This is a genomic window from Micromonospora sp. RV43 (assembly GCF_001029515.1).
Lineage (GTDB): Bacteria > Actinomycetota > Actinomycetes > Mycobacteriales > Micromonosporaceae > Micromonospora > Micromonospora aurantiaca.
In genome coordinates, this window is record NZ_LEKG01000119.1 from 1 (window position 1) to 23,419 (window position 23,419).

The 23,419-nt window shown below is 74.7% G+C and carries 24 protein-coding genes and 1 pseudogene; 10 read left to right on the forward strand and 15 right to left on the reverse strand.

The window, feature by feature from the left end:
* From coaD to ABD52_RS25070, 5 genes are all read right to left on the reverse strand, one after another.
* Nucleotides 1–473, reverse strand: a 473-nt coding sequence (coaD, locus tag ABD52_RS25050) for a pantetheine-phosphate adenylyltransferase (protein ID WP_013284556.1), incomplete at its 3' end; no start/stop codon positions are given.
* Complete coding sequence (gene rsmD / locus ABD52_RS25055) at nucleotides 470–1,033, reverse strand: 16S rRNA (guanine(966)-N(2))-methyltransferase RsmD (RefSeq protein ID WP_013284555.1); 564 nt, start codon at nucleotides 1,031–1,033, stop codon at nucleotides 470–472. The genes coaD and rsmD, both read right to left, overlap by 4 nt.
* An 85-nt stretch (nucleotides 1,034–1,118) precedes the next feature.
* On the reverse strand, nucleotides 1,119–2,063 hold the full coding sequence (locus ABD52_RS25060; protein WP_047893444.1) for a serine hydrolase: 945 nt from the start codon (nucleotides 2,061–2,063) through the stop codon (nucleotides 1,119–1,121).
* 76 nt (nucleotides 2,064–2,139) lie between these two features.
* The gene (recG, locus tag ABD52_RS25065) at nucleotides 2,140–4,341 is read right to left on the reverse strand and encodes an ATP-dependent DNA helicase RecG (RefSeq protein ID WP_047893445.1); all 2,202 of its coding nucleotides are present in this window, start codon (nucleotides 4,339–4,341) and stop codon (nucleotides 2,140–2,142) included.
* Nucleotides 4,338–5,951 (reverse strand): DAK2 domain-containing protein, encoded by a 1,614-nt coding sequence (locus ABD52_RS25070; RefSeq protein WP_047893446.1) that lies wholly within the window; start codon nucleotides 5,949–5,951, stop codon nucleotides 4,338–4,340. Before ABD52_RS25070 ends, recG begins: the two co-directional genes overlap by 4 nt.
* Before the next feature lie 210 nt (nucleotides 5,952–6,161).
* Here ABD52_RS25070 and rpmB point away from each other — a divergent pair, with 210 nt between their 5' ends.
* Entirely contained in the window at nucleotides 6,162–6,353 is a 192-nt protein-coding gene (rpmB, locus tag ABD52_RS25075; protein ID WP_013284551.1) for a 50S ribosomal protein L28, read from the forward strand.
* Nucleotides 6,354–6,562: 209 nt separating this feature from the next.
* Entirely contained in the window at nucleotides 6,563–7,819 is a 1,257-nt protein-coding gene (locus ABD52_RS25080; RefSeq protein WP_047893447.1) for an ATP-grasp domain-containing protein, read from the forward strand.
* On the opposite strand, the gene ABD52_RS25085 is transcribed toward ABD52_RS25080, so the two are convergent.
* Together ABD52_RS25085 and ABD52_RS25090 are read right to left on the reverse strand one after the other, a co-directional pair.
* Nucleotides 7,816–8,283 (reverse strand): GNAT family N-acetyltransferase, encoded by a 468-nt coding sequence (locus ABD52_RS25085; protein WP_030270009.1) that lies wholly within the window; start codon nucleotides 8,281–8,283, stop codon nucleotides 7,816–7,818. The genes ABD52_RS25080 and ABD52_RS25085 overlap by 4 nt on opposite strands.
* 133 nt (nucleotides 8,284–8,416) lie before the next feature.
* Nucleotides 8,417–9,367 carry a thiamine-phosphate kinase gene (locus ABD52_RS25090; protein ID WP_047893448.1) on the reverse strand — a complete coding sequence of 317 codons (951 nt, stop codon included), beginning with the start codon at nucleotides 9,365–9,367 and terminating at the stop codon, nucleotides 8,417–8,419.
* Nucleotides 9,368–9,529: 162 nt separating this feature from the next.
* Between ABD52_RS25090 and ABD52_RS25095 the strand changes: the two genes are divergently transcribed.
* Nucleotides 9,530–9,763: an Lrp/AsnC ligand binding domain-containing protein gene (locus ABD52_RS25095; RefSeq protein WP_013284547.1), complete on the forward strand. Its 234-nt coding sequence runs from the start codon at nucleotides 9,530–9,532 to the stop codon at nucleotides 9,761–9,763.
* On the forward strand, nucleotides 9,764–10,351 hold the full coding sequence (locus ABD52_RS25100; protein ID WP_013284546.1) for a DUF3515 family protein: 588 nt from the start codon (nucleotides 9,764–9,766) through the stop codon (nucleotides 10,349–10,351). It abuts the gene before it with no gap.
* A 42-nt stretch (nucleotides 10,352–10,393) separates the two neighbouring features.
* Here the strand turns inward: ABD52_RS25100 and ABD52_RS25105 are convergent, their stop codons facing one another.
* Together ABD52_RS25105 and ABD52_RS25110 are read right to left on the reverse strand one after the other, a co-directional pair.
* Nucleotides 10,394–11,497, reverse strand: a complete 1,104-nt coding sequence (locus ABD52_RS25105) for a D-alanine--D-alanine ligase family protein (RefSeq protein ID WP_013284545.1) — start codon at nucleotides 11,495–11,497, stop codon at nucleotides 10,394–10,396.
* Between the two features lie 166 nt (nucleotides 11,498–11,663).
* Nucleotides 11,664–11,888 carry a hypothetical protein gene (locus tag ABD52_RS25110; protein WP_013284544.1) on the reverse strand — a complete coding sequence of 75 codons (225 nt, stop codon included), beginning with the start codon at nucleotides 11,886–11,888 and terminating at the stop codon, nucleotides 11,664–11,666.
* Between the two features lie 234 nt (nucleotides 11,889–12,122).
* Between ABD52_RS25110 and ABD52_RS25115 the strand changes: the two genes are divergently transcribed.
* Complete coding sequence (locus ABD52_RS25115; RefSeq protein ID WP_013474343.1) at nucleotides 12,123–12,968, forward strand: helix-turn-helix transcriptional regulator; 846 nt, start codon at nucleotides 12,123–12,125, stop codon at nucleotides 12,966–12,968.
* A 4-nt stretch (nucleotides 12,969–12,972) separates the two neighbouring features.
* A complete protein-coding gene (locus ABD52_RS25120; protein ID WP_013284542.1) occupies nucleotides 12,973–13,173 on the forward strand; it encodes a DUF397 domain-containing protein in 201 nt (66 codons plus the stop codon).
* 29 nt (nucleotides 13,174–13,202) lie between these two features.
* On the opposite strand, the gene ABD52_RS25125 is transcribed toward ABD52_RS25120, so the two are convergent.
* The 5 genes from ABD52_RS25125 to ABD52_RS25145 form a co-directional block, all read right to left on the reverse strand.
* Nucleotides 13,203–14,252 carry an ROK family protein gene (locus ABD52_RS25125; RefSeq protein WP_013284541.1) on the reverse strand — a complete coding sequence of 350 codons (1,050 nt, stop codon included), beginning with the start codon at nucleotides 14,250–14,252 and terminating at the stop codon, nucleotides 13,203–13,205.
* 86 nt (nucleotides 14,253–14,338) lie between these two features.
* On the reverse strand, nucleotides 14,339–15,130 hold the full coding sequence (locus ABD52_RS25130) for a putative protein N(5)-glutamine methyltransferase (protein WP_047893449.1): 792 nt from the start codon (nucleotides 15,128–15,130) through the stop codon (nucleotides 14,339–14,341).
* A gap of 172 nt (nucleotides 15,131–15,302) precedes the next feature.
* Nucleotides 15,303–16,421: a cystathionine gamma-lyase gene (locus tag ABD52_RS25135; protein ID WP_047893450.1), complete on the reverse strand. Its 1,119-nt coding sequence runs from the start codon at nucleotides 16,419–16,421 to the stop codon at nucleotides 15,303–15,305.
* 11 nt (nucleotides 16,422–16,432) lie between these two features.
* Nucleotides 16,433–17,440 (reverse strand): NAD(P)H-dependent glycerol-3-phosphate dehydrogenase, encoded by a 1,008-nt coding sequence (locus ABD52_RS25140; RefSeq protein ID WP_047893451.1) that lies wholly within the window; start codon nucleotides 17,438–17,440, stop codon nucleotides 16,433–16,435.
* Nucleotides 17,437–18,162, reverse strand: coding sequence for a 1-acyl-sn-glycerol-3-phosphate acyltransferase (locus ABD52_RS25145; protein ID WP_013284537.1), 726 nt, complete (start codon nucleotides 18,160–18,162; stop codon nucleotides 17,437–17,439). Before ABD52_RS25145 ends, ABD52_RS25140 begins: the two co-directional genes overlap by 4 nt.
* Nucleotides 18,163–18,257: 95 nt before the next feature.
* On the opposite strand from ABD52_RS25145, the pseudogene cofC reads away from it, so the two are divergent.
* From cofC to ABD52_RS25160, 4 genes and pseudogenes are all read left to right on the forward strand, one after another.
* Nucleotides 18,258–18,866: pseudogene (gene cofC / locus ABD52_RS41020) on the forward strand (2-phospho-L-lactate guanylyltransferase); the annotation flags it as partial.
* Nucleotides 18,867–18,905: 39 nt separating this feature from the next.
* Complete coding sequence (locus tag ABD52_RS41025; protein WP_043330566.1) at nucleotides 18,906–19,103, forward strand: cold-shock protein; 198 nt, start codon at nucleotides 18,906–18,908, stop codon at nucleotides 19,101–19,103.
* 216 nt (nucleotides 19,104–19,319) lie between these two features.
* On the forward strand, nucleotides 19,320–21,464 hold the full coding sequence (locus tag ABD52_RS25155; RefSeq protein ID WP_235437550.1) for an RNA degradosome polyphosphate kinase: 2,145 nt from the start codon (nucleotides 19,320–19,322) through the stop codon (nucleotides 21,462–21,464).
* Nucleotides 21,465–21,471: 7 nt separating this feature from the next.
* Entirely contained in the window at nucleotides 21,472–22,389 is a 918-nt protein-coding gene (locus ABD52_RS25160) for an NUDIX hydrolase (protein ID WP_047893453.1), read from the forward strand.
* Nucleotides 22,390–22,431: 42 nt separating this feature from the next.
* Here ABD52_RS25160 and ABD52_RS25165 read toward each other — a convergent pair.
* A partial coding sequence (locus tag ABD52_RS25165; protein ID WP_047893455.1) for an endonuclease/exonuclease/phosphatase family protein occupies nucleotides 22,432–23,419 on the reverse strand: 988 nt, incomplete at its 5' end.

Genomic DNA, 23,419 nt, shown 5'->3' on the forward strand with positions numbered 1-23,419 from the left:
GGGCGGAGGCGGGTGGCGAGCTGGGCTCGGACCAGGTCGGGGACGTGGGCGGAGATGTCGCCGCCCCACTTCGCCACGTCCTTGATCAGGCTGGACGAGATGAACGAGTAGAGCGGGTTGGTCGGCATGAAGAGCGTCTCCACGCCGGCCAGGCCGATGTTCATCTGCGCCATCTGCAGCTCGTAGTCGAAGTCGCTCACCGCACGCAGGCCCTTGATCAGCACACTCGCCTGCTGGGCGCGGCAGAAGTCGACGAGCAGGCCGCGGAACGACTCCACCCGGACGTTGTCGTACGAGGCGGTCACCTCGCGGAGCATGGCGATCCGCTCCTCGACGGTGAACAGGCCCTGCTTCGACTGGTTGACCAGCACTCCGACGATCACCTCGTCGAACAACCGGCTGGCCCGGCCGATGATGTCGAGGTGTCCGTTGGTGACCGGGTCGAACGAGCCCGGGCAGACCGCACGTCTCATGATCGGCGACCGTACCAAAGAGTGGTCTCGCCGTAACGTCTGCTGCGCTCCGGAGTGACACCTTCCACCCACGTGACCGGTCCGGTACGGCTGGACCGCTCGACGACCACCAGGGCGTCCGGGGCGAGCCAGGCGCCGTCGACCAGCGCGGACAGCATCGCGGTGATCTCGGCGTCCGGCACCGCGTACGGCGGATCGGCGAAGACCACGTCGTACGGCCCGTCGGTGGGTCCGGCCGCCAGCACGGTGGCGACCTTGCCGGTGACCAGGCGCGCGGCCGGCGCGGCCCGGAGCGCGGCGATGTTCTCCCGGATCACCCGGGCGGCCCGCGCGTCGGACTCGACGAGCAGGACGTGGGCCGCGCCCCGGGACAGCGCCTCCAGACCGACCGCGCCGGAACCGGCGTACAGGTCGGCGAAGCGCGCCCCGTCCAGGTCGACGTGGGAGTGCACGGCGCTGAACAGCGCCTCACGGACCCGGTCCGAGGTGGGACGGGTGCCGGCGCCTGGTGGCGCGGCGATCCGCCGGCCGCCGAGCGTGCCGGCCACGATCCGGGTCACCGTCGCTCCCTGCGCATGCCCCGACGCTACGCGACGCCCGGCCCGGTGACGCGTCGGCCACCCGCCCGGCCGGACCCCGCGTGGATCACCGCGCCTCGGGAGTGTCGACCGCCGACGTGATCGTTCTCGGATCGACCTCGGCCCGGTTGGTCAGCAGGACGAGCCGCTGGTCGGATTCGGGCAGCCAGGCGGCGAACGCCTTGTAGCCGCCGTTGTCCCCGGAGTGGTGCAACGCCCGCCGGCCGGCCAGCGGGCCGACGAAGAAGCCGTAGCCGTACGCCTCGTCGGGGCGTCCGGTGGGCGCGTGCGGCGCGGTCATCGCCGCCACCGGGTCCGGGGCGAGCAGCCGGCCCCGGCGCGGTACGTCCAGCCAGGTGAGCAGGTCCGCGCCGGTGCACCAGACGTCACCCGCGCCCATGCTGACGGTCGCCAGGTCCCACGACGGCACCGGACGGCCGCCCACGTGTCCGACCGCCACGTCCGGCCGTCCGTCGCCCGCACCGGCGAAGCTACCGGTCATGCCCAGCGGCGCGAAGACCTCGTCGGCGAGGAACTCGGCGTACGGCCGGTCGGCCACGCGCTCGACGGTCCGGGCCAGCAGCACGTAGCCGGGGCTGCTGTAGTGCCACCCCGCGCCGGGCCGGAACAGCGGCGGCAGCGCCGCGAACCGGTCGAGCAGCTCGTCCGGCTCGGCCGGCCCGTGCAGGTCGATCGCCGGGTAGTCCTCCCAGTGGCCCAGGCCGGAGGTGTGGGTGAGCAGGTGGTGCAGCGTGATGCCGGACCACTCCGGCGGCGGCGTGCCGGGCAGCCGGCGTACCACCGGATCGGACAGGCTCAGCGCCCCCCGCTCGGCGAGCAGCAGCACCGCCACTGCGGCCATCTGCTTGCTGATCGACGCGATCTGGAACCGCGTCGCCGCCGTGCACAGCCGGCCGGACGCCTCGTCGGCGACTCCGGCGACCCGGTCCACAGCGAGTTCGTCGCCGCGGGTCAGAAGCAGCACGCCGTGTTCGAGTGATGGTGTCGACATCTGCGCGAGCCTAGGCACGCGACGCCCGTGCCGCAGTCCCGCGAGGCCGCACCGGGGCGCCGTGCGAGCCCGCGCGTCAGCCCTTCTCCAGGTATTCGGCCCGCTCCTCGTCGACGAGCGCGGCGACCGACGCCGCCAGCGCCGGATGCCGGGAAAGATCCGGGTCGTCCTCGACCAGTTCGATCGCCTCGGCCCGCGCGTCGCGGATCAGCTCGGTGTCGCGCAGCAGCGACAGCAGCCGCAGGTGCGAACGCCGGCCGGACTGGGTCGCGCCCAGCACGTCGCCCTCCCGGCGCTGCTCCAGATCGAGTTCGGCGAGCTTGAAGCCGTCGGTGGTGGAGGCGACCGCGTCCAGCCGCTCCCGCGCGGACGAACCCTCGGCCGCCTCGGTGACCAGCAGGCAGAGACCGGCGGCCGAGCCCCGGCCCACCCGGCCGCGCAACTGGTGCAGCTGGGAGACGCCGAACCGGTCGGCGTCCAGCACGATCATCACTGTTGCGTTCGGCACGTTCACGCCGACCTCGACCACTGTGGTCGCGACCAGCACGTCCAGCTCGCCGTCGGCGTACGCGCGCATCACCGCGTCCTTCTCGTCCGCAGGCAGCCGCCCGTGCAGCACCCCGATCCGCAGCCCGTGCAGCGGCCCCTCGGCCAGCAGCGGGGCCACCTCGGTCACCGCCAGCGGCGGGCGGCGGCCGTTGTCGTCCTCCCGCGGCGGCTCCTCGTCCGACACCGGCCCCTCACCGATACGCGGGCACACCACGTACGCCTGGTGGCCCTTCGTGACCTCCTCGCGCAGCCGGCGCCAGGCCCGGTCGAGGAACGCCGGTTTCTCGGCGGCCGGGACCACGTGCGAGGCGATCGGCGAGCGGCCCTGCGGGAGCTGGGACAGCGTGGAGGTCTCCAGATCGCCGTAGACGGTCATGGCCACGGTGCGCGGGATCGGGGTGGCGGTCATCACCAGCACGTGCGGCGGCTGCTCGGCCTTGGCGCGCAGCGCGTCGCGCTGCTCCACGCCGAAGCGGTGCTGCTCGTCCACCACCACCAGGCCGAGGTCGTGGAAGTCGACGCCCTCGTAGAGCAGGGCGTGCGTGCCGAGCACGATGCCGGCGCGTCCCTCGGCCACCTCGACCAGCGCCCGGCGCCGGGCCGCCGCGCCGAGCGAGCCGGTGACCAGCTCCACCCGCGTGGCGTCGTCGGCGGCGCCCAGCTCACCGGCCCGGCCGAGCGGGCCGAGCAGGTCGAGGATGCCCCTGTGGTGCTGGGCGGCGAGCACCTCGGTCGGGGCCAGCAGCGCGGCCTGCCCACCGGCGTCGACCACCTGCAGCATGGCGCGCAGCGCCACCACCGTCTTGCCGGAGCCCACCTCGCCCTGGAGCAGCCGGTGCATCGGGTGCGGCCGGGCCAGGTCGGCGGCGATCTCCCGCCCGACGACCTGCTGGCCGGAGGTCAGCTCGTACGGCAGCCGGGCGTCGAACGCGTCGAGCAGCCCGCCCGCCTTCGCCGGCCGGGCCCGCCCTGGGGACGCCGCCGCCCGCTGCTTGCGCTGCACCAGCGTGAGCTGCACGGCGAACGCCTCGTCCCACTTCAGCCGGCGGCGGGCCCGGTAGAGCGCCTCCTTGCTGGTCGGACGGTGGATCTCGCGCAGCGCGGTGCCGATGTCGGCCAGGTTGCGGGTGGCCCGCACGGTGGCCGGCAGCGGGTCCTCCGGCGGGGTGAACGTGTCGAGTACGACGCGGACGCAGCGGGCGATCACCCAGGTCGGGACCGCCGCCGCGGCCGGGTAGACCGGGATCAGCGCCCCGGCGAACTCCTCGACCTCCTCGTTTGCGGCCGCCTCGCCCTCGCCGCCCTCACCGAGCAGGACGTACTCCGGGCCGTTGAGCTGCCGCTTGCCCCGGAACTCGGTCACCTTGCCGGCGAACAGCCCCCACCGGCCGGGCCGCAGCTCCCGCTCCCGCCACGCCTGGTTGCCGAAGAACGTGCAGGTGAGTACGCCGCCGGAGCCGTCGCCGACGGTGACCTCCAGCAGGTTGCCGCGCCGCTGGCGCATCGGGCGCACCGCTGTGCGCTGCACCTGGGCGAGCACCGTGACCTGCTCCCCCACGTCGAGCGAGCGGATGTCGGTGTGCTCGCCGCGCTCGTCGTACCGGCGCGGGAAGTGGTAGATCAGGTCGCCCGCGGTGTGCAGGTCGAGATGCCCGGCCAGCGCCTTCGCGGTGCGCTCGCCGACCAGCTTCTTCAGCGGCGTGTCCACAGTGGCCGCCTCACCAGTCATTCGACCCCCACCAGGAGCGGATAGTGCGGCTGCCCGCCCTCGTACGCCTGCACCTCGACGAACGGCCAGGCCCCCTCGACGTGCGCGCGGACCCGGTCGGCCAGCCCGGCCGGCGCGTCGGCGCCGCAGAGCAGCGTGACCAGCTCGCCGCCACCGCCGAGCATCCGGTCCACCACAGCGGTGCAGGTGTCGACCAGATCCTGCCCGATCAGGTGCACCTCGCCCTCGACCAGGGCCAGCACGTCACCCGGGCGGGCCGGGCCGGCGACGGTGAGCGCCTCCCGGGCGGCGTGGCACACCTCGGCGTACCGGCAGGCGCCGGCCGCCTCGGCCATCGCGATCACGTCGTCCTCGAACCGCCGCTTCGGATCGCGTACGGCGAGCGCCGCGAGCGCCTGCACCGGCGAGCGGGTCGGCACCACGCTCACCTTGATGCCGAGGCCGTGCGCCTCCTTGGCCGCCGCGCTCGCCACCGACTGGGTGTTCGGGTCGTTCGGCAGCACCACCACCCGGGCGGCGCCGGTGGCCCGGATCGCGTCGAGCAGCTCACCGGTGGACGGGTTGGCGGGCACCACCACGGCGCCCTCGGCGGCGAACAGCTCCGCGATGCCCGCGCCGGTGGCCACCACCACGGCGGCCCGCCCGTCGGGCAGCGCCACCTGCGGCCCCGGTGCCGGCGCGGTCTGGTCGGCGAAGCGGGTCACGCCGATCCGGTGCGGGCGGCCGGCGACCACGCCCGCCTCGACCGCCGCCCCGATGTCGTTGACGTGCACGTGCACGTTCCAGGTGCCGGCGCCGTCGCCGACGATCGCCACGGAGTCGCCGAGCGCGTCCAGCTCGGCGCGCAGCCGGTTCACCGCCTCGTCGGTCGCGTCGAGCAGGTACTGCACCTCGTAGGCGTACGCGTCGGAGCCGCTCTCCCGCACGGCGGTGACCGGCGCGCGGCGGGCGGGCGGCGTGGACGCCGGCTGCCCCGGGCTCTCCCCCGTGATCACCTCGACGAGCGCGTCCAGCAACAGGCACAGGCCGCGCCCGCCGGCGTCGACCACGCCCGCGCGGGCCAGCTCCGGCAACTGCTCGGGGGTACGCGCCAGCGCGTGCGCCGCCGCCTCGGCGGCGGCCCGGGCCACGGCGCGCAGGTCGTCGCTGTCCGCCCGGCGGGCCGCGTGGGCCGCGGCGGCGACCACGCTCAGCAGCGTGCCCTCGACCGGCCGGGCGACAGCGGCGTAGGCGGCGGTGGTGGCGTCGGCCAGCGCGTCGGCGAGCTGCCGCCCGCGCACCGCGGGCACGGCGGCGAGCGTGTCGGCGAGGCCGCGCAGGATCTGCGAGAGGATCACGCCGGAGTTGCCGCGCGCCCCGAGCAACGCGCCCCGGGCCATCAGCCGCAAGGCGTGCCCGTGCGGGGTGTGCCCGTCGTCGGGAAGGGTGCCGAGATCCATGGCTAGGGCCTGCTGGGCCGAGGTGAACGTGAGCACCAGGTTGGTGCCGGTGTCGCCGTCGGGCACCGGGTAGACGTTCAGGTCGTCGATCTCGCCCTGGTGCGCCCGGAGAGCGGCCAGCCCGCTCGCGCACCAGCGGCGTACCGCTGCGGCGTCGAGGGTCTCCAGCACGTCGGGAAGCCTACTGGCGCACACCGACACGCGCCGGGGTCGTCCGCCGCGTGTCCGCCCCGGCCGACGGCCCGGCCGGGACGCCGGTACGCTGGGTGGGCTCGCGAAAGGGCCGGTTGGGCGTACCGACTGTCATCGGGTAACCTGACCAGGTTGCCCGGGCAGCGCCTGGCGGCGACCTCATGAACGTTTCAATCCCAGGAGTATCCCGTGGCTAGCGTGTGCGACGTCTGTGGCAAGGGGCCGGGCTTCGGCCACAACGTGTCCCACTCGCACCGGCGGACCAACCGCCGCTGGAACCCGAACATCCAGTCGGTGCGTACCCCGGCCGGTGGTGGCACCACCAAGAAGTTGCAGGTCTGCACCTCGTGCATCAAGGCCGGCAAGGTCACCCGCGCCTGACGCGGTAGCGCCACCGGAACATCGTCGGTCGCCGGCGGATCCCTTCGGGGTCCGCCGGCTTCTGTCGTGTCCCGGCGGTCCGTCGCCCGGTATCCACCGACCGCCCCCGCACCCCTGACCGACCGTACGGCGACCCGCTGGTACGAGCCGGTTAGGGTGCTGCTGCGCCGGCCGTCCGGTTCCGGCGCGAGCCGTGGGGAGGATGACCGGTGGACCTCGATCTGGGGCGCGAGCAACTGGTGGTGGTGGGCGCGTCGTTCGGCTCACTGAGCTGGTTCGACCAGGAACTGCCGCGCGGCAGCGTGGTGCTGGTCGAGGAGCCGGACGTGATCGCCCGCCGCGACCTGGCCCGGTTCGCCGAGCGGCTGCCGATGATCGGGCGCCTCGTCGCGGCCGAGTACCAGACCGGCTTCGACCCGGACGCCCTGCTCGCCCGTGAGCCGGGCCTCGCCGACGCCCGGCTGGTCCTGCCCGGCCTGGAGTACGCGGTCGGCGCCACCGCCCGGCTCGCCCAGCGGCTCGGCCTCCCCGGCGCCGGGGTCGAGGCCGCCGACGTCTTCTCCGACAAGCACCGGATGCGGCTGCTCGCCGACCGGATCGGCCTGGCCAACCCGGCGTACGAGCTGGTCGACGACCCGGCGCGGGCGGTGGAGTTCGCGCTGGCGCACGGCGGCCGGTGCGTGCTCAAGCCCACCCGCCGCTCGGGCAGCCTGGGCGTGCAGCTGATCACCGACCCGGCCGAGGTTCCGGCCCGCTGGGCGGCGAGCGCCGCCCCGCCCGACCCGGCCGAGGCCACCGGGCGCGGCCTGCCCACGGGTGTGCTGGTCGAGGAACTGCTCGTCGGCTCCGAGCACAGCGTGGAGCTGCTCGTGGCCGACGGCGAGGTGGTCTTCGCCAACGTCACCGACAAGCGGATCGCCGGCGGCCGCTACCCGGTCGAGACCGGCCACACCGTGCCGTCCGCGCTGCCCGCCGACGCGCACGACGCGCTGCGCGCCGCAGCGGTACGTCTCGCCGAGGCGGCCAGCTTCCGCAGCGGCATGCTGCACAGCGAATGGATCCTCGCCGACGGCGTGCCGACGCTCGTGGAGTGTGCGGCCCGGATGCCCGGCGACATGATCACCGCGCTCATCTCGATCGCCTACGAGCGGGACGTCATCGAGGCGTACCTGCGGATCCTGCGCGGCGAACGGCCGGCGCTGCCGGCGCGGGCGACCGGCGCCGCGGCGATCGAGTTCCTGATCGCGCCGCCCGGCCGGGTCACCGCCGTGGACGGCAGGCGCGACGCGCTGCGCGTGCCGGGCGTGCTCGACGTGCAGGTGGAGACGAAGGTCGGTCAGACAGTGCCGGAGCTGCTCTCCTCGGCGCACCGCAGCGGGCACCTGATGGCCTGGGGCGCCACCCCGGACGAGGCCGCGAACGCCGCCCGCCGCGCCGCGAGCGAGATCCGCATCTCGGTCGGCTAGAGCGTGCGGCCGTACGACAGGCAGCCCGGGGCGTCCTTGTAGAAGCCGAAGTTCGGGATCCGCTCGTAGCCGGCCGAGGTGTACATGGCGATCGCCTCGGGCTGCTTGTCGCCGCACTCCAGCACGATCCGCTTGCGGCCGTGGTCGCGGGCGGACCGCTCGACCGCGCCGAGCACCGAGCGGGCCACGCCCCGGCCCCGGGCCGCCGGGTCGGTGTACATCCGCTTCAGCTCGGCCGTGTCGCCGTCCTCGCCGTGGCTGCGCCAGCCGCCGCAGCCCACCGGCCGCCCGTCCAGGTAGGCGACGAGGAACGCGCCGTCCGGCGGGGTGAACTCGGCCGCGTCGACAGGGGTCTCGTCGCCGCTGCCGCCGTACCGGGCGCCGAGGTCGGCCAGCGCCGCCCGGATCAGCGCCTGCGACTCGGGCGCGTCGAAGCGCCGCTCCCGGATCTCGATCTCGCTCACCGTGCCAGGTTACGACCGCCGCCGGCCCCGGCCCGGCCCGGCGGCCCGGGGTCGGACGCAGATCACTCCGGGCCCGCTGGTCTCCCCGTCCGCCGGCTGTGCCGGCTATTCCGCCGTCCGGCGGCTGTACCGGTTATTCCGCCGTCCGGCGGAAGTGGTCCCAGCCGCGCGGGCCGCTGTAGGCGGCACCGTCGACGGTGATCCCGGTGCCGGCCGCCACCCGCCCGACCGGCCGCCAGCCCTCGGGCAGCGCGGCGTCCGCCGGGAACGTCGCCGCCAGCGCGTGGTCCTCGCCGCCGGCCAGGATCCAGGTGTACGGGTCGACGCCGAGCGCCTGCGCCGCGTCCCGCATCTGCCGGGGCACCTCGAACGCGTCGCGGCTCACGTCGATCGCCACGCCGCTGGCGGTCGCCACGTGCCCGAGGTCGGCCAGCAGCCCGTCCGACACGTCGATCATGGCGGTGGCCCCGGCCGCGGCGGCAGCGGGTCCGGCGGCGTACGGCACCTCGGGGCGGCGGAACGCCTCGACCAGCAGCCGGGGCGTGCGGAAACCCCGGGACAGCACGGTGTAGCCGGCCGCAGACCAGCCGGTGCGCCCGGCCAGCGCCACCACGTCGCCGGGGCGGGCGCCGGAGCGCACCACCGGGTCGCGGCCGGCCAGGTCGCCGAGCGCCGTCACCGCGACGGTGAGCGTCGGGCTGCCGGACATGTCCCCGCCGACCACGCTCGCGCCGACCAGCGCCGCCTCCGCGCCGAGCCCGTCGGCCAGTTCCTCGGCCCAGGCCGGGTCCAGCTCGGCCGGCATGCAGAGCGCGACCAGCAGCGCGGTCGGGGTGGCGCCCATGGCGGCGATGTCGGCGAGGTTGGCCGCCGCCGCCCGGTGCCCCACGTCCCGCGCCGACGACCAGTCGCGGCGGAAGTGCCGCCCCTCCACCAGCACGTCGGTCGAGGCGACCACCCGCCGGTCCGGTGCGGCCACCACCGCGCCGTCGTCGCCGGGGCCGAGCAGGCAGCTCTGTCCCTGCGCCAGCCGGGCGGTCACCCGGTCGATCAGGCCGAACTCGCCGACATCAGTGACAGTCATTCCGTCCCTCGCTCCGCTGCGTCGTTCCGCACGTCCCACCCCTGTCCGTACCGGCGTGTGCTCGCTCACCGCGTCCGACCGGCAACCGATAGGGATCACGGCCGCTCAGTACGGTAGTTTCACCCTTCGGGTCGCCCGGAGGCGACGGACGGAGGTCGAGTCGTGGTACAGGCGTACATCCTCATCCAGACCGAGGTCGGCCGGGCGCGTGACGTGGCCGGTCTGATCGCGGACCTGGCCGGCGTGGTACGGGTCGACGCCGTCACCGGGCCGTACGACGTGGTCGTGCTCACCGAGGCGAACACCGTCGACGAGCTCGGCAAACTCATCGTCAGCAAGGTGCAGATGGTGCCCGGCATCACCCGCACCCTCACGTGTTCGGTGGTGCGGCTGTAAGTGGACGAGAAGGACACCTCCCCCCGCCGGGACGGCGCCACCCGCCGTGCCGCGCTCTGGGCGACGCTCGTCGCGGTGCCGGTGACCGTGGCGGTCGCCGGGTTCACGTTCGCCAAGCTGGCCCCGGAGTCGCCGGACGCCGGGCCGAGCGCGTCGGCGAGCCCTCGGGCCCAGTCGAGCGCGCCGGTCGAGATGCCCGCCCCGGCGCTGGCCGAGCGCCCGACCGTCCTGTGCCGGGCCCTGATGTCGCAGCTCCCGGACAGCGTGCGTGACCTGACGCAGCGCCCGGTCACCGCGGGCCCGGAGCAGAACGCCGCGTACGGCGACCCGGCGCTGACGGTGGCCTGCGGCGGCAGCCCGGCGCAGTTCCCGCCCACCGACGAGGTGTGGAAGGTCAACCAGGTCTGCTGGCACGCGGCGCAGGAGGCCGACGCCACGGTGCTGACCACGGTCGACCGGGAGACCCCGATCCGGGTGCGGGTGCCGAAGTCGTACGAGCCGCCGTTGCAGTGGGTGACCTCGATCTCCGACACGATCGTCAGCTCGGTCCCCTCGGCGAAGCAGGCCCCCTCGGGCTGCTCCGCCTGACGCGCCCGGCCGGCCCAGCGGCCGGCGGGGCGCTACGGGCGGTCAGCGGCCGGCGCGGCGGTGCAGGGCGGTACGGATCAGCCGGTTGACCAGCTTCGGGTACTCCAGCCCGCTGGCCGACCACATCCGCGGGAACATCGACGTCGGGGTGAAGCCCGGCATCGTGTTGATCTCGTTGAGGTAGACGTCCATCTGCGGGGTCACGAAGAAGTCGACCCGGGCCAGCCCGGAGCAGTCGAGCGCGGTGAAGGCCCGGGTGGCGTAGTCGCGCACCTGCCGGGCCACCGGCTCGGGCAGGTCGGCGGGCACGTCGTACTCGCAGACCTCGTCGGCGAAGATGTACTTGGCCTCGAAGTCGTACCAGTCGCGGTCGCCGATCATCCGCACCTCGGCCAGCACGGAGGCCTCCGGCGCGCCGCCGGCCTCGCCCTCCAGCACGCCGCACTCGATCTCGCGGCCGACCACGGCGCCTTCGACGAGCACCTTGCTGTCGATCTCGCGGGCGGTGACGAGCGCGGCGTCCAGGTCCGCCCAGTCGTCGACCTTGGTGATGCCGAACGAGGAGCCGGCCCGGGACGGCTTGACGAAGACGGGCAGCCCGAGGCGCTCCTTGTCCTCGTCGCTCAGCGACATCCCGGCGCGCAGCACCGCGTACGGGCCGACCGGGATGCCCTCGGCGGCGCAGAGCTTCTTGGTGAACTCCTTGTCCATGGCCGCGGCGGAGGCGAAGACGTTCGCGCCGACGTAGGGGATGTCGGCCATCTCCAGCATGCCCTGGATCGTGCCGTCCTCCCCGTACGCGCCGTGCAGCACCGGGAAGACCACGTCCACGTCGGCCAGCGCGACCGGCCCCTGGGCCGGGTCGAGCACCATCAGGCCGCCGACGGCGGGATCGGCGCGCAGCACCAGCTCGGCGCCGGAGCCGGCGGTGATCTCGGGCAGCTTGCGGTCGGCGATGGCGAGCCCGCTCGGGTCGCCGCTGGCGAGCACCCACTGGCCCTGCCGGGTGATGCCGACCGGGACCACCTCGAACTCGTCCGGGTCGAGCGCGGCCAGCACGCTGCCGGCGCTGACGCAGGAGATGCCGTGCTCGGGGCTGCGGCCGCCGAAGACGATCGCCACACGGGTCTTGCCTGGGGTGGTCATGGTCACCTCATCGTTCGCGACTGCGGCTGGCCGTGCTCGCCGGTGGCGCTCACCCGACTGACCTTACTGTGCGTTGCCGCAAGCGGTGGTCGTTACCCGGGGAGACGCGGAGTCGCGTGGCAAACGGTCAAGGAGACCTATACAGGGAGTAACGGAACGGTGCGCGTCAGAAGGCCGGGTGCCGGGGCCGGCGGCCCACCGCGATGACCTTCACCCGCTGCCGGCCGGCCCGCACCATGCCCAGCGCCATGAACGCGCCGGCGATCCGGTCGGCCGCCTCGCGGCTGCTCGCGCCGACCACCTGACGGCGGCGTTCCGGGCTGGTCCGTTCGTCACGGCGGGCACCGTCCGGTGGACGCACGTCGGTCAGGACCACGAGGAACCTGGTCACCGCGGAACCCCTCCCGTCTCGTGGACCGGCAGGGGCACGCGGCGGTCGGATCGTGGGGGAGTGAAAAATCCGACCACCGCGCGCCCCATCCCCTCCGGTCGCTCACCGCCACCGTCGCCACGACAACCGGCGGTGAGGACGCCGTCACACATTGACAGGTTCACCGGCGTGAATGCAACTCTCATCGACTTTCTCTCATGCCCACGTTCCCACGGGATGTGCGACTATCGATGCATGGCGCCGAAGACCGCCCGGGCCCGACGGCTCGGCATCGCCCTGCGGACCCACCGGGAGGCCGCCGGCCTCACCCTGGAGGCCGCGGCCGACGAGATCAACAGCACCCGGAGCACGCTGTCCCGTTACGAGAACGCGCAGACGCTCGTCAGTCCCGCCACCGTGCGCGCGCTGCTCACCAGCTACGGCGTGGGCCCGGCCGACATCGCCGCGGCGGTGCAGCTGGCGAAGGACGCCCGTAAGCCGGGCTGGTGGGTGTCCTATTCGTACCTGCTGGACCAACGCACCATCGACTTCATCGCGCTGGAGGCCGAGGCCACCGGCATCGCGAACTTCGAACCGTCGGTGGTGCCCGGTCTGCTCCAGACCGCCGACTACATCCGCGGGGTGATGCGCGGCGGGCCGCACACGCTCACCGACGAGCAGGTGGAGCAGCGGGTCCAGCTACGGCTGGACCGCCAGCAGCGGCTCTCCGGCGCAGAGCCGCCGATCCTCGACGCCATCATCGACGAGGGCGCGCTGCTGCGCCCGGTCGGTGACCGCTCGGTCATGTCCGGCCAGCTCCAGCACCTGCTGAAGATGGCCGAGCTGCCGAACGTCACGGTGCAGGTGATCCCGCTGGCCGCCGGCTACCACAGGGGCACCCGGGGATCGCTGCACATCCTGGAGTTCGCCGACCCGGAGGACCCGATCATCGCCTCGGTGGAGACAGTCGCCGGGCAGATGGTCCTCGACCGGCCGGGTGACCTGCGAACCTGCGCCAAGATCATGGAGCACCTGCGGACCGTGGCGCTGAGCCCGGCGGCCAGTCGGGACCAGCTCCTCCGCCTGCTGAACGAGAGGTGACCAGATGAACGGCACGAACCACACGACCCCCACACCGGCCCGCTGGCGCAAGAGCAGCCACAGCGGCGACGAGGGCGCGTGCGTGGAGATGGCGCCGCTGACCGGCGCGGTGGCGGTCCGCGACTCGAAGGACCCGGCCGGCCCGGTGCTGGTGTTCCCGCCGCACGCCTGGGCCGCGTTCACCGCGGCACCGCCGCGCGCCTGACCGGCTGAGCGGCCCGTCAGGCGACGGCGTCAGCCGAGCGGGGCGGCGGCGGTGACGATGCCGCGCACCGCCTCCAGCGCCGCGATGGCCACCCCGCGCGCGCCGGCCATGTCCCGGTCCGGCACCAGCGCGAAGGTGGCCACCGCCCGCTGCTCCTCCCGGAGCACCGTGTGCTCGGCGACCGCGGCGAGGAACCAGTCCCGGAACTCCGGCGCCGCCTCCACCACACCCCCGCCGACGAAGTAGGCGTGCGGGTCGGTGAAGTTCGCCGCGATGGTGAACAGCCGGCCCAGCGCCTTGGCCTGCTGGGTGAACACCAGGCGGGCCAGCGGGTCGCCGCGTTCGCCGTAGCCGCGCAGCAGCTTCGCCGCCCGGTCCGGCTCCTCCGCCGCGAGCGGATGCTCCGGATGCCGGGCCAGCCAGTACGGCAGCAGGTTGCGCCGGATCGCGGTGAGCGAGGCGACGCTCTCCGCGTCCCCGGTGAAGCCGCAGGCGCAGACCGGCGCCGCCTGGTCCGGCTCCACCAGTCCGTCCAGCGGGATGTGCACGTGCCCGAACTCGCCGGCCATGCCGGCCGCGCCGCCGACCACCCGGCCGGACTCCACCACGCCGCCGCCGAGCCCGGTGCCGACGATCGCGGACACCGACGACCGGGCCATCGCCTCGGTGCCGAAGTGCACGTGGTGGGCGTAGAGGGCGGCGGCGTTGCCGTCGTTGGCGTACACCACGGGCAGGCCCAGCCGCCGTTCCAGGGCGGTGCGCACGTCGAAGCCCCGCCAGGCGGGCTGGGAGAAGTTCGTCGAGCCGCGGGACGAGATCACGCCGGTGGCGCTGGCCGGGCCGGGCGTGTCCAGCCCGACGGCGCGGACCAGGTCACGCGGTACGCCGGTGTGCGCCAGCACGCCGTCGAACGCCCGCGCGAGCGCCTCCACGGCCGCCTCCGGCCCGGCGCCGACCTCGCTCGGGATCTCCAGCAGCCCGTCCACCAGGAACCGACCGTCGACGGTCAGCACTGTGGCGTTGTCGCTCGTGCCCCCGTTGTCCAGCCCCACCACCACCGGCACACCTGCGCTGCCCACCGCCACCGCCTCCCGCCGCGCCTGACCCGAGGCTAGTTCCCGCCCGGCCGACCCGCCACGTCACCGCGAGGACTCCCCCGCCGCGGTCAGCCGGGGCGGCGGGCGGTGACCGCTGTGGCCTCCCGCTCCTCGTCGCGGACCACCGTCGGCTCCAGCCCGACGGCGGTGAACGCGGCGCACAGCTCCGGGGCCTGCGCGACGCTCGACTCGACCACGACGTGCCCGCCCGGGGCGAGCCACTCGGCCGCGCCGGAGGCGACCCGGCGCAGCACGGCCAGGCCGTCAGTGCCGCCGTCCAGTGCCACCGGCGCCTCGTACAGGCGCGCCTCGGCCGGCAGCGAGGCCACCGCGGCGGTCGGCACGTACGGCGCGTTGGCCACCACCAGGTCCAGCGTTCCGCGGCGGCCGGCCGGCAGCCCGTCGAACAGGTCGCCCTGGTAGACCGGAACGCCGAGCGGTTCGAGGTTGCGCCGCGCGCAGGCCACCGCCACCGGGTCGATGTCGGCGGCGGCCAGCCAGCGGGGCGTCAGCCGTTCGTGCAGCACCACGGCGGCGGCGCCGGAGCCGCAGCACAGGTCGAGCACCACCGGTGCCGGCCCGGCCAGCGCCGCCGCCGCGTCGACGAGCAGCGCGGTCCGGCCCCGCGGCACGAAGACCCCCGGGTGGACGGCGATCCGCCGGCCGCAGAACTCGGCCCAGCCGAGCAGGTGCTCCAGCGGCAGGCCGGCGACGCGACGGTCGACGAGCCGGGTCAGCGACTGCGCGGAGTCGGCGGCGGCGATCAGCAGTTCCGCCTCGTCCTCGGCGAAGACGCAGCCGGCGGCGCGCAGCCGCCGGACGAGGGCCGGACGATCGGGGGTGAACACGGTGGATGCCATGGCAAGCCTTTCGGGAAGCGCTCGTCGGCGCCCCCGGCGTCGCCTCAGCCCCGAAGCGACGCGGACTCGGAGGGAGCGCCGGTCCTCTGCTGGTGGATCGGACTCACCTCCTCGGGTCGGGGCCGCACGGGCCGTGGCTGCCCGTCACCTTAGCCCAGTGGCCGTCACGCCGTCAGCCCGCCGCGTCGAGCGCCGCCGTCACGTCGGCGAGCAGGTCGTCGGTGTCCTCGATGCCGCAGGAGAACCGCACGAAGCCCGGCGTCGTGTCATCGCCCCACTGAGCGCGCCGGTCGGCCGTGGTGTGCAGCCCGCCGAACGAGGTGGCCGCGGCCACCAGCCGGGCGGCGCCGAGGAACCGGGCCACCCGGCGCTCGTCGCCCAGGTCGAACGAGAGCACACCCGGTACGCGCCGCATCTGGGCCGACGCGACCGGGTACGCCGGGTCGTCCGGCCGTCCGGGCCAGCGCACGCCGGTGACGTCCGGGCGGGCCGCGAGCAGGTCGGCCAGCGCCCGCGCGTTCGCGGTCTGCCGGGCCAGCCGCAGGTCGAGCGTGGCCAGCGAGCGGTGGGCCAGCCAGCAGTCGAACGCGCCCGGCACCCCGCCGGTGGCGTTGCGCCAGGCGGTCGCCGCGTCCCGCAGCCCGGCGTCCCGGGTGGCCAGGTAGCCCAGCAGCAGGTCCGAGTGGCCGGTCAGCGCCTTCGTGCCGGAGGCGACCACCACGTCCGCGCCGAGGTCCAGCGGGCGCTGCCCGAGCGGCGTGGCGGTGGTGTTGTCCACCGCCACCAGCGCGCCGGCGGCGCGTGCGGCGGCGGCCACCGCCGGAACGTCGGCGACGTCCAGGCCGGGGTTCGCCGGGGTCTCCAGCAGCACCAGCCGTACGCCGTCGAACGACGGGTACGGCCCGGCCGTCGGCACGAGCACCACACGTACGCCGAGCTGTTCCAGCGTGTCCGAGGCGAACGAGCGCACCGAGAAGTAGCCGTCGGCGGGCAGCAGCACCGTGTCGCCGGGGCGCAGCACTGTCAGCAGCAGCCCGGTGATGGCGGCCTGGCCGCTGGCGAAGACCCGGCAGTCGCCGCCCTCCAGCTCGCCGATCGCCGTCTCCAGCAGCCGCCGGGTGGGGTTGTCGGGCCGCCCGTACCCGTCCACCGCCGCCGACGGGCCGCGCTCGGGGTCCAGGTGGTACGGCGCGGCGAAGACCGGGCCGGGCAGGAACGGCTGGCCGGGTGCCGCGTCCGGCAGGCCGGCGTGCACGCTGCGCGTGCCGTCGCCCCAGTCCTCGTTCGTCATCCCGGCTCCGCTCACTCGTACGACTCGGGCTTGGCGGTACGGCTCATCAGCGCGTCCACCGCCAGGCGCGGATCCATCCCCTCGTGGCAGATCCGCTCGATCTGCTCGGTGATCGGCATCTCGACGCCGTGCGTCCGGGCCAGGTCGCGGATGGCCAGGCAGCTCTTGACGCCCTCGGCGGTCTGCCGGGTGGCCGCCTGGGCCTGCTCCAGCGTCTCGCCCCGGCCCAGGTGCTCGCCGAAGGTGCGGTTGCGGGCCATCGGCGACGAGCAGGAGGCGACCAGGTCACCCATGCCGGCCAGCCCGGCGAACGTGATCGGGTCGGCGCCGAGCGCCACGCCCAGCCGGGCGGTCTCGGCCAGGCCGCGGGTCATCAGCATGGCCCGGGTGTTGTCGCCGAAGCCCATCGCGGTGGCGATGCCGTACGCCAGCGCGATCACGTTCTTCACCGCGCCGCCCAGCTCGCAGCCGATCACGTCGTCGTTCGTGTACGGGCGGAAGTACGGCGTCCGGATGGACGCCTGCACCAGCGCGGTCCGGCGGCTGTCGGTGCCGGCGACCACAGTGGCGGCCGGCTGCTCGGCGGCGATCTCCGGGGCCAGGTTGGGCCCGGAGACGACCACCACCCGGTCGGCGGGCACCCCGGCGGTCTCGGTGATCACCTGGCTCATCCGCTTGGTGGTGCCCAGCTCGATGCCCTTCATCAGCGACACGAGCGTGGCGTCCGGCGCCAGGTACGGCGTCCAGTCGGCGAGGTTGCCGCGCAGCGTCTGCGAGGGCACCGAGAGCACCACCACCTCGGCCCCCTCGATCGCCTCGGCGGCGTCGCCGGTGGCTGTCACCCGCTCGGGCAGGCGGATCCCCGGCAGGTACTCCGGGTTGTGCCGCCCGGTCCGGATCGCCTCGGCCACTGCGACCCGGCGGGCCAGGACCGTCACGTCCCGCCCGGCGTCGGCGAGGATCTTGGCGAACGCGGTCCCCCAGGAACCGGCGCCCAGCACGGCGACGTGCCCGCTCATTCGGTGACCTCCCGGGTGCCGGTGCGGGCGGGCCGCTGCCAGAGCGGCGGTGGTGTGCCGCCGCGGATCTCCGCGACCAGATCCCGGATGCGCAGCATGATGGTGTCCGTCATCTCCTCCAGGATCGGCCGGGTCGGCGTGGCGCCGGCCCAGCGGCTCAGGTCCACCGGCGGCCCGGCGATCACCGTCACCGGGGTACGCGGGCGCAGCCCGAACCGGGCCGTACGCGGGTCGAACATCCGTTCCGGGCCGACCATCGCGATCGGGACCACGGGGGCGCCGGTGGCCAGCGCCAGACGGGCCGCGCCGGTCTTGCCCTTCATCGGCCACAGGTCCGGCTCCCGGGTGGTGGTGCCCTCCGGGTAGATCACCACGGCGCCGCCCTCGGCCAGCGCGGCGACGAGCTTGTCGAGCGACTTGACCGCCTCGACGGTGCCCCGCTCGACCGGGATCTGCTGGCAGCGGTGCAGGATCCAGCCGACCACCGGCACCCGGAACACGCTGGCCTTGCCGAGGAAGCGCGGCCAGCGCCCGGCGTCGTAGATGTAGTGCGCGACCACGAGCGGGTCGGCGTGCGAGATGTGGTTCGGCACGAGGATCACGCCGCCGTCGCGGCGCAGGTGCTCCATGCCCCGCCAGGTGCGCCGGGTCCAGACCGTCATCAGCGGCTTCACCAGCACCACGGCGAGTCGTCGCCAGAACCCCAGCCTCCGCCGTGCCACAGTGCCTCCTCGATCCGCCCACGCGCCCCGGCACAGAATCATGCCTGTTCGCCCCCGCTGCGGCCAGTGCGGGTACCGGCGCTCCCGCTGGCAGGATGGTCGGCGTGTCTGAGGCCCGCTGGACCGTGGTGATGCCGGTGAAGCGCCTTCCGGCGGCGAAGAGCCGTCTGCGGGGCGCGCTGCCCGGCGTACCCCATGAGGAGCTGGCACTGGCCCTGGCGGCCGACACGCTGCGCGCGGTGCGGGCGTGCCCGGCGGTGGCCGGGGTGCTCGTGGTCACCGACGACCCGCGGGTGGCCGCGGCAGCCGGCGCGGCGGGCGCCCGCGTCGCCGCCGACCCCGGCGGCGGCCTGAACGCGGCGTTCCGGCACGGCGCGGCGGTCGCCGGGCCGCGCGCCGCCGTGGCCGGCCTGACCGCCGACCTGCCCGCGCTGCGACCGGCCGACCTGGCCGCCGCGCTGCGGGCCACCCAGGGGGTACGCGGGTTCGTGGCTGATGCCCCGGGCGGAGGCACAGTGCTGCTCGCCGCGCCGGCCGGTGCGCCGCTGGCGCCGCAGTTCGGGCCGGGCTCGGCCGCGGCCCACGCGGCGAGCGGGGCGCTGCCGCTCGCCGGGGAGTGGCCCAGCCTGCGCCGGGACGTGGACACCCCGGCGGACCTGGCCGACGCCGCCGGGCTGGGCGTGGGCCCGCGCACCGCCGTGCTGCTGGCCCGGGTCGCCGGAGCGGTCCGGTACGGTGCTGGCATGCAGGGGACGGTGGCCACCTACGACGCGTCGACCCGCAGCGGCGTGCTGCTGCTCGACGACGGCACCGAGCTGGCGTTCCCGGCCCGCGCGTTCGACGCCTCCGGGTTACGGCTGCTCCGATTGGGGCAGCGTGTCCGGATCGAGCGGGACGCCGACGGCGAGGTGGTCCGGGTGACCTTGCCGACGATGGCGTGAACAACCTGGCCCGAGTTCATTTTCCGTTCACCCTTATCGGGGAATCATGAGGTGGTGAGCACCCCTCGCGAGCACCCCGACGGCCCGCCGCCGATCCTCGACCCCGGCACGCCCAGCAACGGCCGCCCCACCCGCGGCCCGGACGGGCGGTTCCGCCAGACCCGGCCCCCGGAGGAGCGCCTCGGCGCCGACCCGGACGCGGCCGGCGCGACCGGCCTGGACGAGCCGCTCGACCCGGTGGAGGGCCCCGGCCCGGCCGGCGAGACCGCCGCGGACGCCGGTCCGCCGACCGCGCCGCCGCTGCCGGAGGACCGCTTCCTCAACCGGGAGCTGTCGTGGCTCGACTTCAACGCCCGGGTGCTGGCGCTCGCCGAGGATCCGCGCACCCCGCTGCTGGAACGGGCGAAGTTCCTGGCCATCTTCGCCAGCAACCTGGACGAGTTCTACATGGTCCGGGTCGCCGGGTTGAAGCGGCGGCTCTCCGCCGGCCTGCCGGTACGCGGCGGCGACCGGCTGCCGCTGCGCACCCAGCTCGACCTGATCACCGAGAAGGCCGCCGGCCTGGTCGCCCGGCACGCCACCTGCCTGGTCGACGACGTGCTGCCGAAGCTCGCCGCCGAGGAGATCCGCATCCTGCGCTGGAGCGACCTGGACGACGCCGAGCGGGAGCGGCTGCGCACCTGGTTCCGGGAGCACATCTTCCCGGTGCTCACCCCGCTGGCGGTCGACCCGGCGCACCCGTTCCCGTACATCTCGGGCCGGTCGCTGAACCTGGCCGTGTCGGTGCGCGACCCGGACGGCGGCTCGGAGCTGTTCGCCCGGGTCAAGGTGCCGAACAACGTGCCCCGGTTCGTCCGGGTGCACCGCGACCAGCAGGGCGTGCGGTTCCTGCCGGTCGAGGACCTCATCTCGGTGCACCTCGGCCAGCTGTTCTCCGGCATGCAGGTGGTCGAGTGCCACCTGTTCCGGGTGACCCGCAACGCCGAGGTGGAGGTGGACGAGGACCGCGACGAGGACCTGCTCCAGGCGCTGGAACGGGAGCTGGCCCGGCGCCGGTTCGGCCCGCCGGTACGCCTGGAGGTCGCCGCGTCCATCTCCGACCACATGCTGGAGCTGCTGGTCCGCGAGCTGGACATGGACGGCCACGACGTGCTGCGGGTCCGCGGCCTGCTCGACCTGTCCGCGCTCTGGCAGGTGTACGGCGAGGCCGACCGGCCCGACCTGAAGGACCCGTCGTTCGTGCCGGCCACCCATCCGCGGCTGGCCGAGGGCGAGGTGCCGCGCAGCGTCTTCGCCACGCTGCGCGACGGCGACGTGCTGGTGCACCACCCGTACCACTCGTTCGCGACGAGCGTGCAGCGCTTCGTCGAGCAGGCCGCGGCCGACCCGAACGTGCTCGCCATCAAGCAGACGCTCTACCGCACCAGCGGCGACTCCCCGATCGTGGACGCGCTGGTCGACGCGGCCGCCGCCGGCAAGCAGGTGGTGGTGCTGGTCGAGCTGAAGGCGCGCTTCGACGAGGTGGCGAACATCGGCTGGGCGCGCACGCTGGAACGGGCCGGCTGCCATGTGGTCTACGGCCTGGTGGGGCTCAAGACGCACTGCAAGACCGCGCTGGTGGTACGCCAGGAGGGCAACCAGATCCGGCGCTACTGCCACATCGGCACCGGCAACTACCACCCGAAGACGGCCCGGCTCTACGAGGACTTCGGCATGCTCACCGCCGACCCGGAGATCGGCGCGGACCTGACCGACCTGTTCAACGTGCTCACCGGCTACAGCCGGCAGACCGCGTTCCGGCGGTTGCTGGTGGCGCCGCAGGGCATCCGCAGCGGCCTGATCGAACGCATCGACCGGGAGATCGAGCACGTCCGGCTGGGCATGCCGGGACTCGTGCAGTTCAAGGTGAACTCCCTGGTGGACGAGGAGATCACCGATGCGCTCTACCGGGCGTCGCGGGCCGGCGTGCACGTGGACCTGCTGATCCGGGGCATGTGCACGCTGCGGCCGGGCGTGCCGGGGCTGTCGGAGAACATCCGGGTCCGCTCGATCCTCGGCCGGTTCCTGGAACACTCCCGGATCTTCCGGTTCGGCAACAACGGCGACGCCGAGTTCTGGATGGGCTCGGCCGACCTGATGCACCGCAACCTGGACCGCCGGGTCGAGGCGTTGGTGCAGGTGAGCGACCCGGTGGCCCGGGCCGAACTGGACCACGTCCTCACCGCCGCGTTCGATCCCGACGTGGACGCGTTCGAGCTGGCCGCGGACGGCACCTGGCACCGGCGTACCGGCGACGGCGACGTGCGGCTGACCCACCTCCAGGATCTGTTGCTGCGGCGGGTCGGCGGCCGGGCGGACTGACCGGGCCGTGGCGCGTGCCGGGCGGGCATACGGTGAGCGGGTGAGCGACGACGAACCGGTACGGATCCGGGCCGCGGGCGGCGTGGTGTGGCGCCCGGGTCCGGCCGGCGTCGAGGTCTGCCTCGTGCACCGCCCCCGGTACGGCGACTGGTCGCTGCCGAAGGGCAAGCTGGACCGCGGCGAGCACCCGCTCGTGGCGGCCGTCCGCGAGGTGGCCGAGGAGTCCGACGTCCGCGCCGTGCCGCAGGTACGCCTGCCCACCGTCCGCTACCGCAGCGAGGGTCTCGCCAAGGCGGTCGACTACTGGTCCATGCGGGCGGCCGGCACCGGCGGTTTCCAGCCCGGCACCGAGGTCGACGACGTGGCCTGGTTCCCGGTCGACGACGCGGTACGCCGGGTCAGCTACCCGCACGACGCCGAGGTGATCGCCGCGTTCGCGGCGCTGCCGCCGGTCACCGCCACGGTGCTGCTGGTCCGGCACGCGCACGCCGGCAAGCGCGGCACCTGGACCGGCCCGGACCACGGCCGCCCGCTCGACGAACAGGGGTGGGCGCAGGCACGGGCGCTGGTCCCGCTCGTCGCGCTGGTCCGCCCGGCCCGCCTGTTCTCCGCCTCGGCCCGGCGCTGCGTGCAGACGCTGGACCCGGCGGCGGCCCGGCTGGACCTGCCGATCGAGGTCTGCGGCGACTTCGACGAACCGGCGCCGGGCCAGCAGGTCGAGGAGTGCGCGCTCGCTGCCGCGGCCCGGCTGACCGCGCTGGCGCAGGCCGCCGGGACGGTGGTCGTGTGCAGCCAGGGCAAGGTGATCCCGGGCGCGCTGGAACGGCTCACCGGCCGCGTGGACGAGGACTTCACCACCGCCAAGGGCGGCGGCTGGCTGCTGCCGTTCGCCGGTGACCGGCTGGTCCTTCCCGACCGGTTGTGAGGCGGGCCGCGGCCGCGCGGCGGGTACCGGTTGTCCGGCGGCTCAGGGCAGCGTGACGGTGAGCGTCACCGGGAGGTGGTCGCTGGCCTCGGTGCGCGGCGCGCGTACCTCGGTGGCGGTCAGGCCCGGCGACACGAAGACGTGGTCGATCTGGGTGCGCGGATCGTCGGCCGGGCTGGTCCGCAGCGGCCGGGCCGCGGCCAGCGCGTCCACCAGCCCGGAGCGGGTGAACTCGGCGAACGCCGGGTCGTCCGGCTCGGTGTTCAGGTCACCACCGAGCACCAGTGGACGGCCGTTCGCGTACCGGCCGGCGAACGCGGCCACCTCGCCCGCCTGCTCGACCGGATCCCGGCCGGGCGGCGGTTGCAGGTGCGTGGCCACCACCGCCAGTTCCCGGCCGCCGAGGTCGAGCGTGACGCCGAGGGCCTGCGCCCCGGTCGGCGCGCCGTGTGCGGTCAGCCGCCGGGTCTGCCCGGAGCGCATCGGGAAGCGGCTGAGCACCGCGTCGCCCCAGACCGGGTCGGCGGCGGGCGCGAAAACGTACGGCATCCCCAGCCGCGCGGCCACCAACGCCAGCGTGTCGTGGCCGCCGTTGAGCCACCAGCCCCGGTCGACCTCGCTGAGCAGCACCACGTCCGCGCCGCGCAGCTCCCGGGCCACCGCGTCCACGTCCAGCCGGCCGTCCAGGCCGAATCCCATCCGGATGTTGTACGCGGCCACGCGTACCGCCGCCGGTGTCGTGGTGGCCCGGGCCTGCGCGGGCGGCACGTGCAGCACGGCGGCGAGCCCGGCCAGCGCGGTGAGCCCGGCCAGGGCCGCGACCCGGACCGTTGCGGGCAGCGCCGGGCCGGCTGATGCCGCACCGGACGGCGTCGGCCCGGGGCGGAGAGGTGCCGTAGCCGCCACCAGAGCCACCAGGACGGCCGTGGCGACCGGAGCCCAGCCGTTGGGGTACCCCAGGTCGTAGGCGGCGTAGTAGGCCACCGTGGCCACCGCGAACACCAGCATGCCGAGCACCGACCCCCACCCG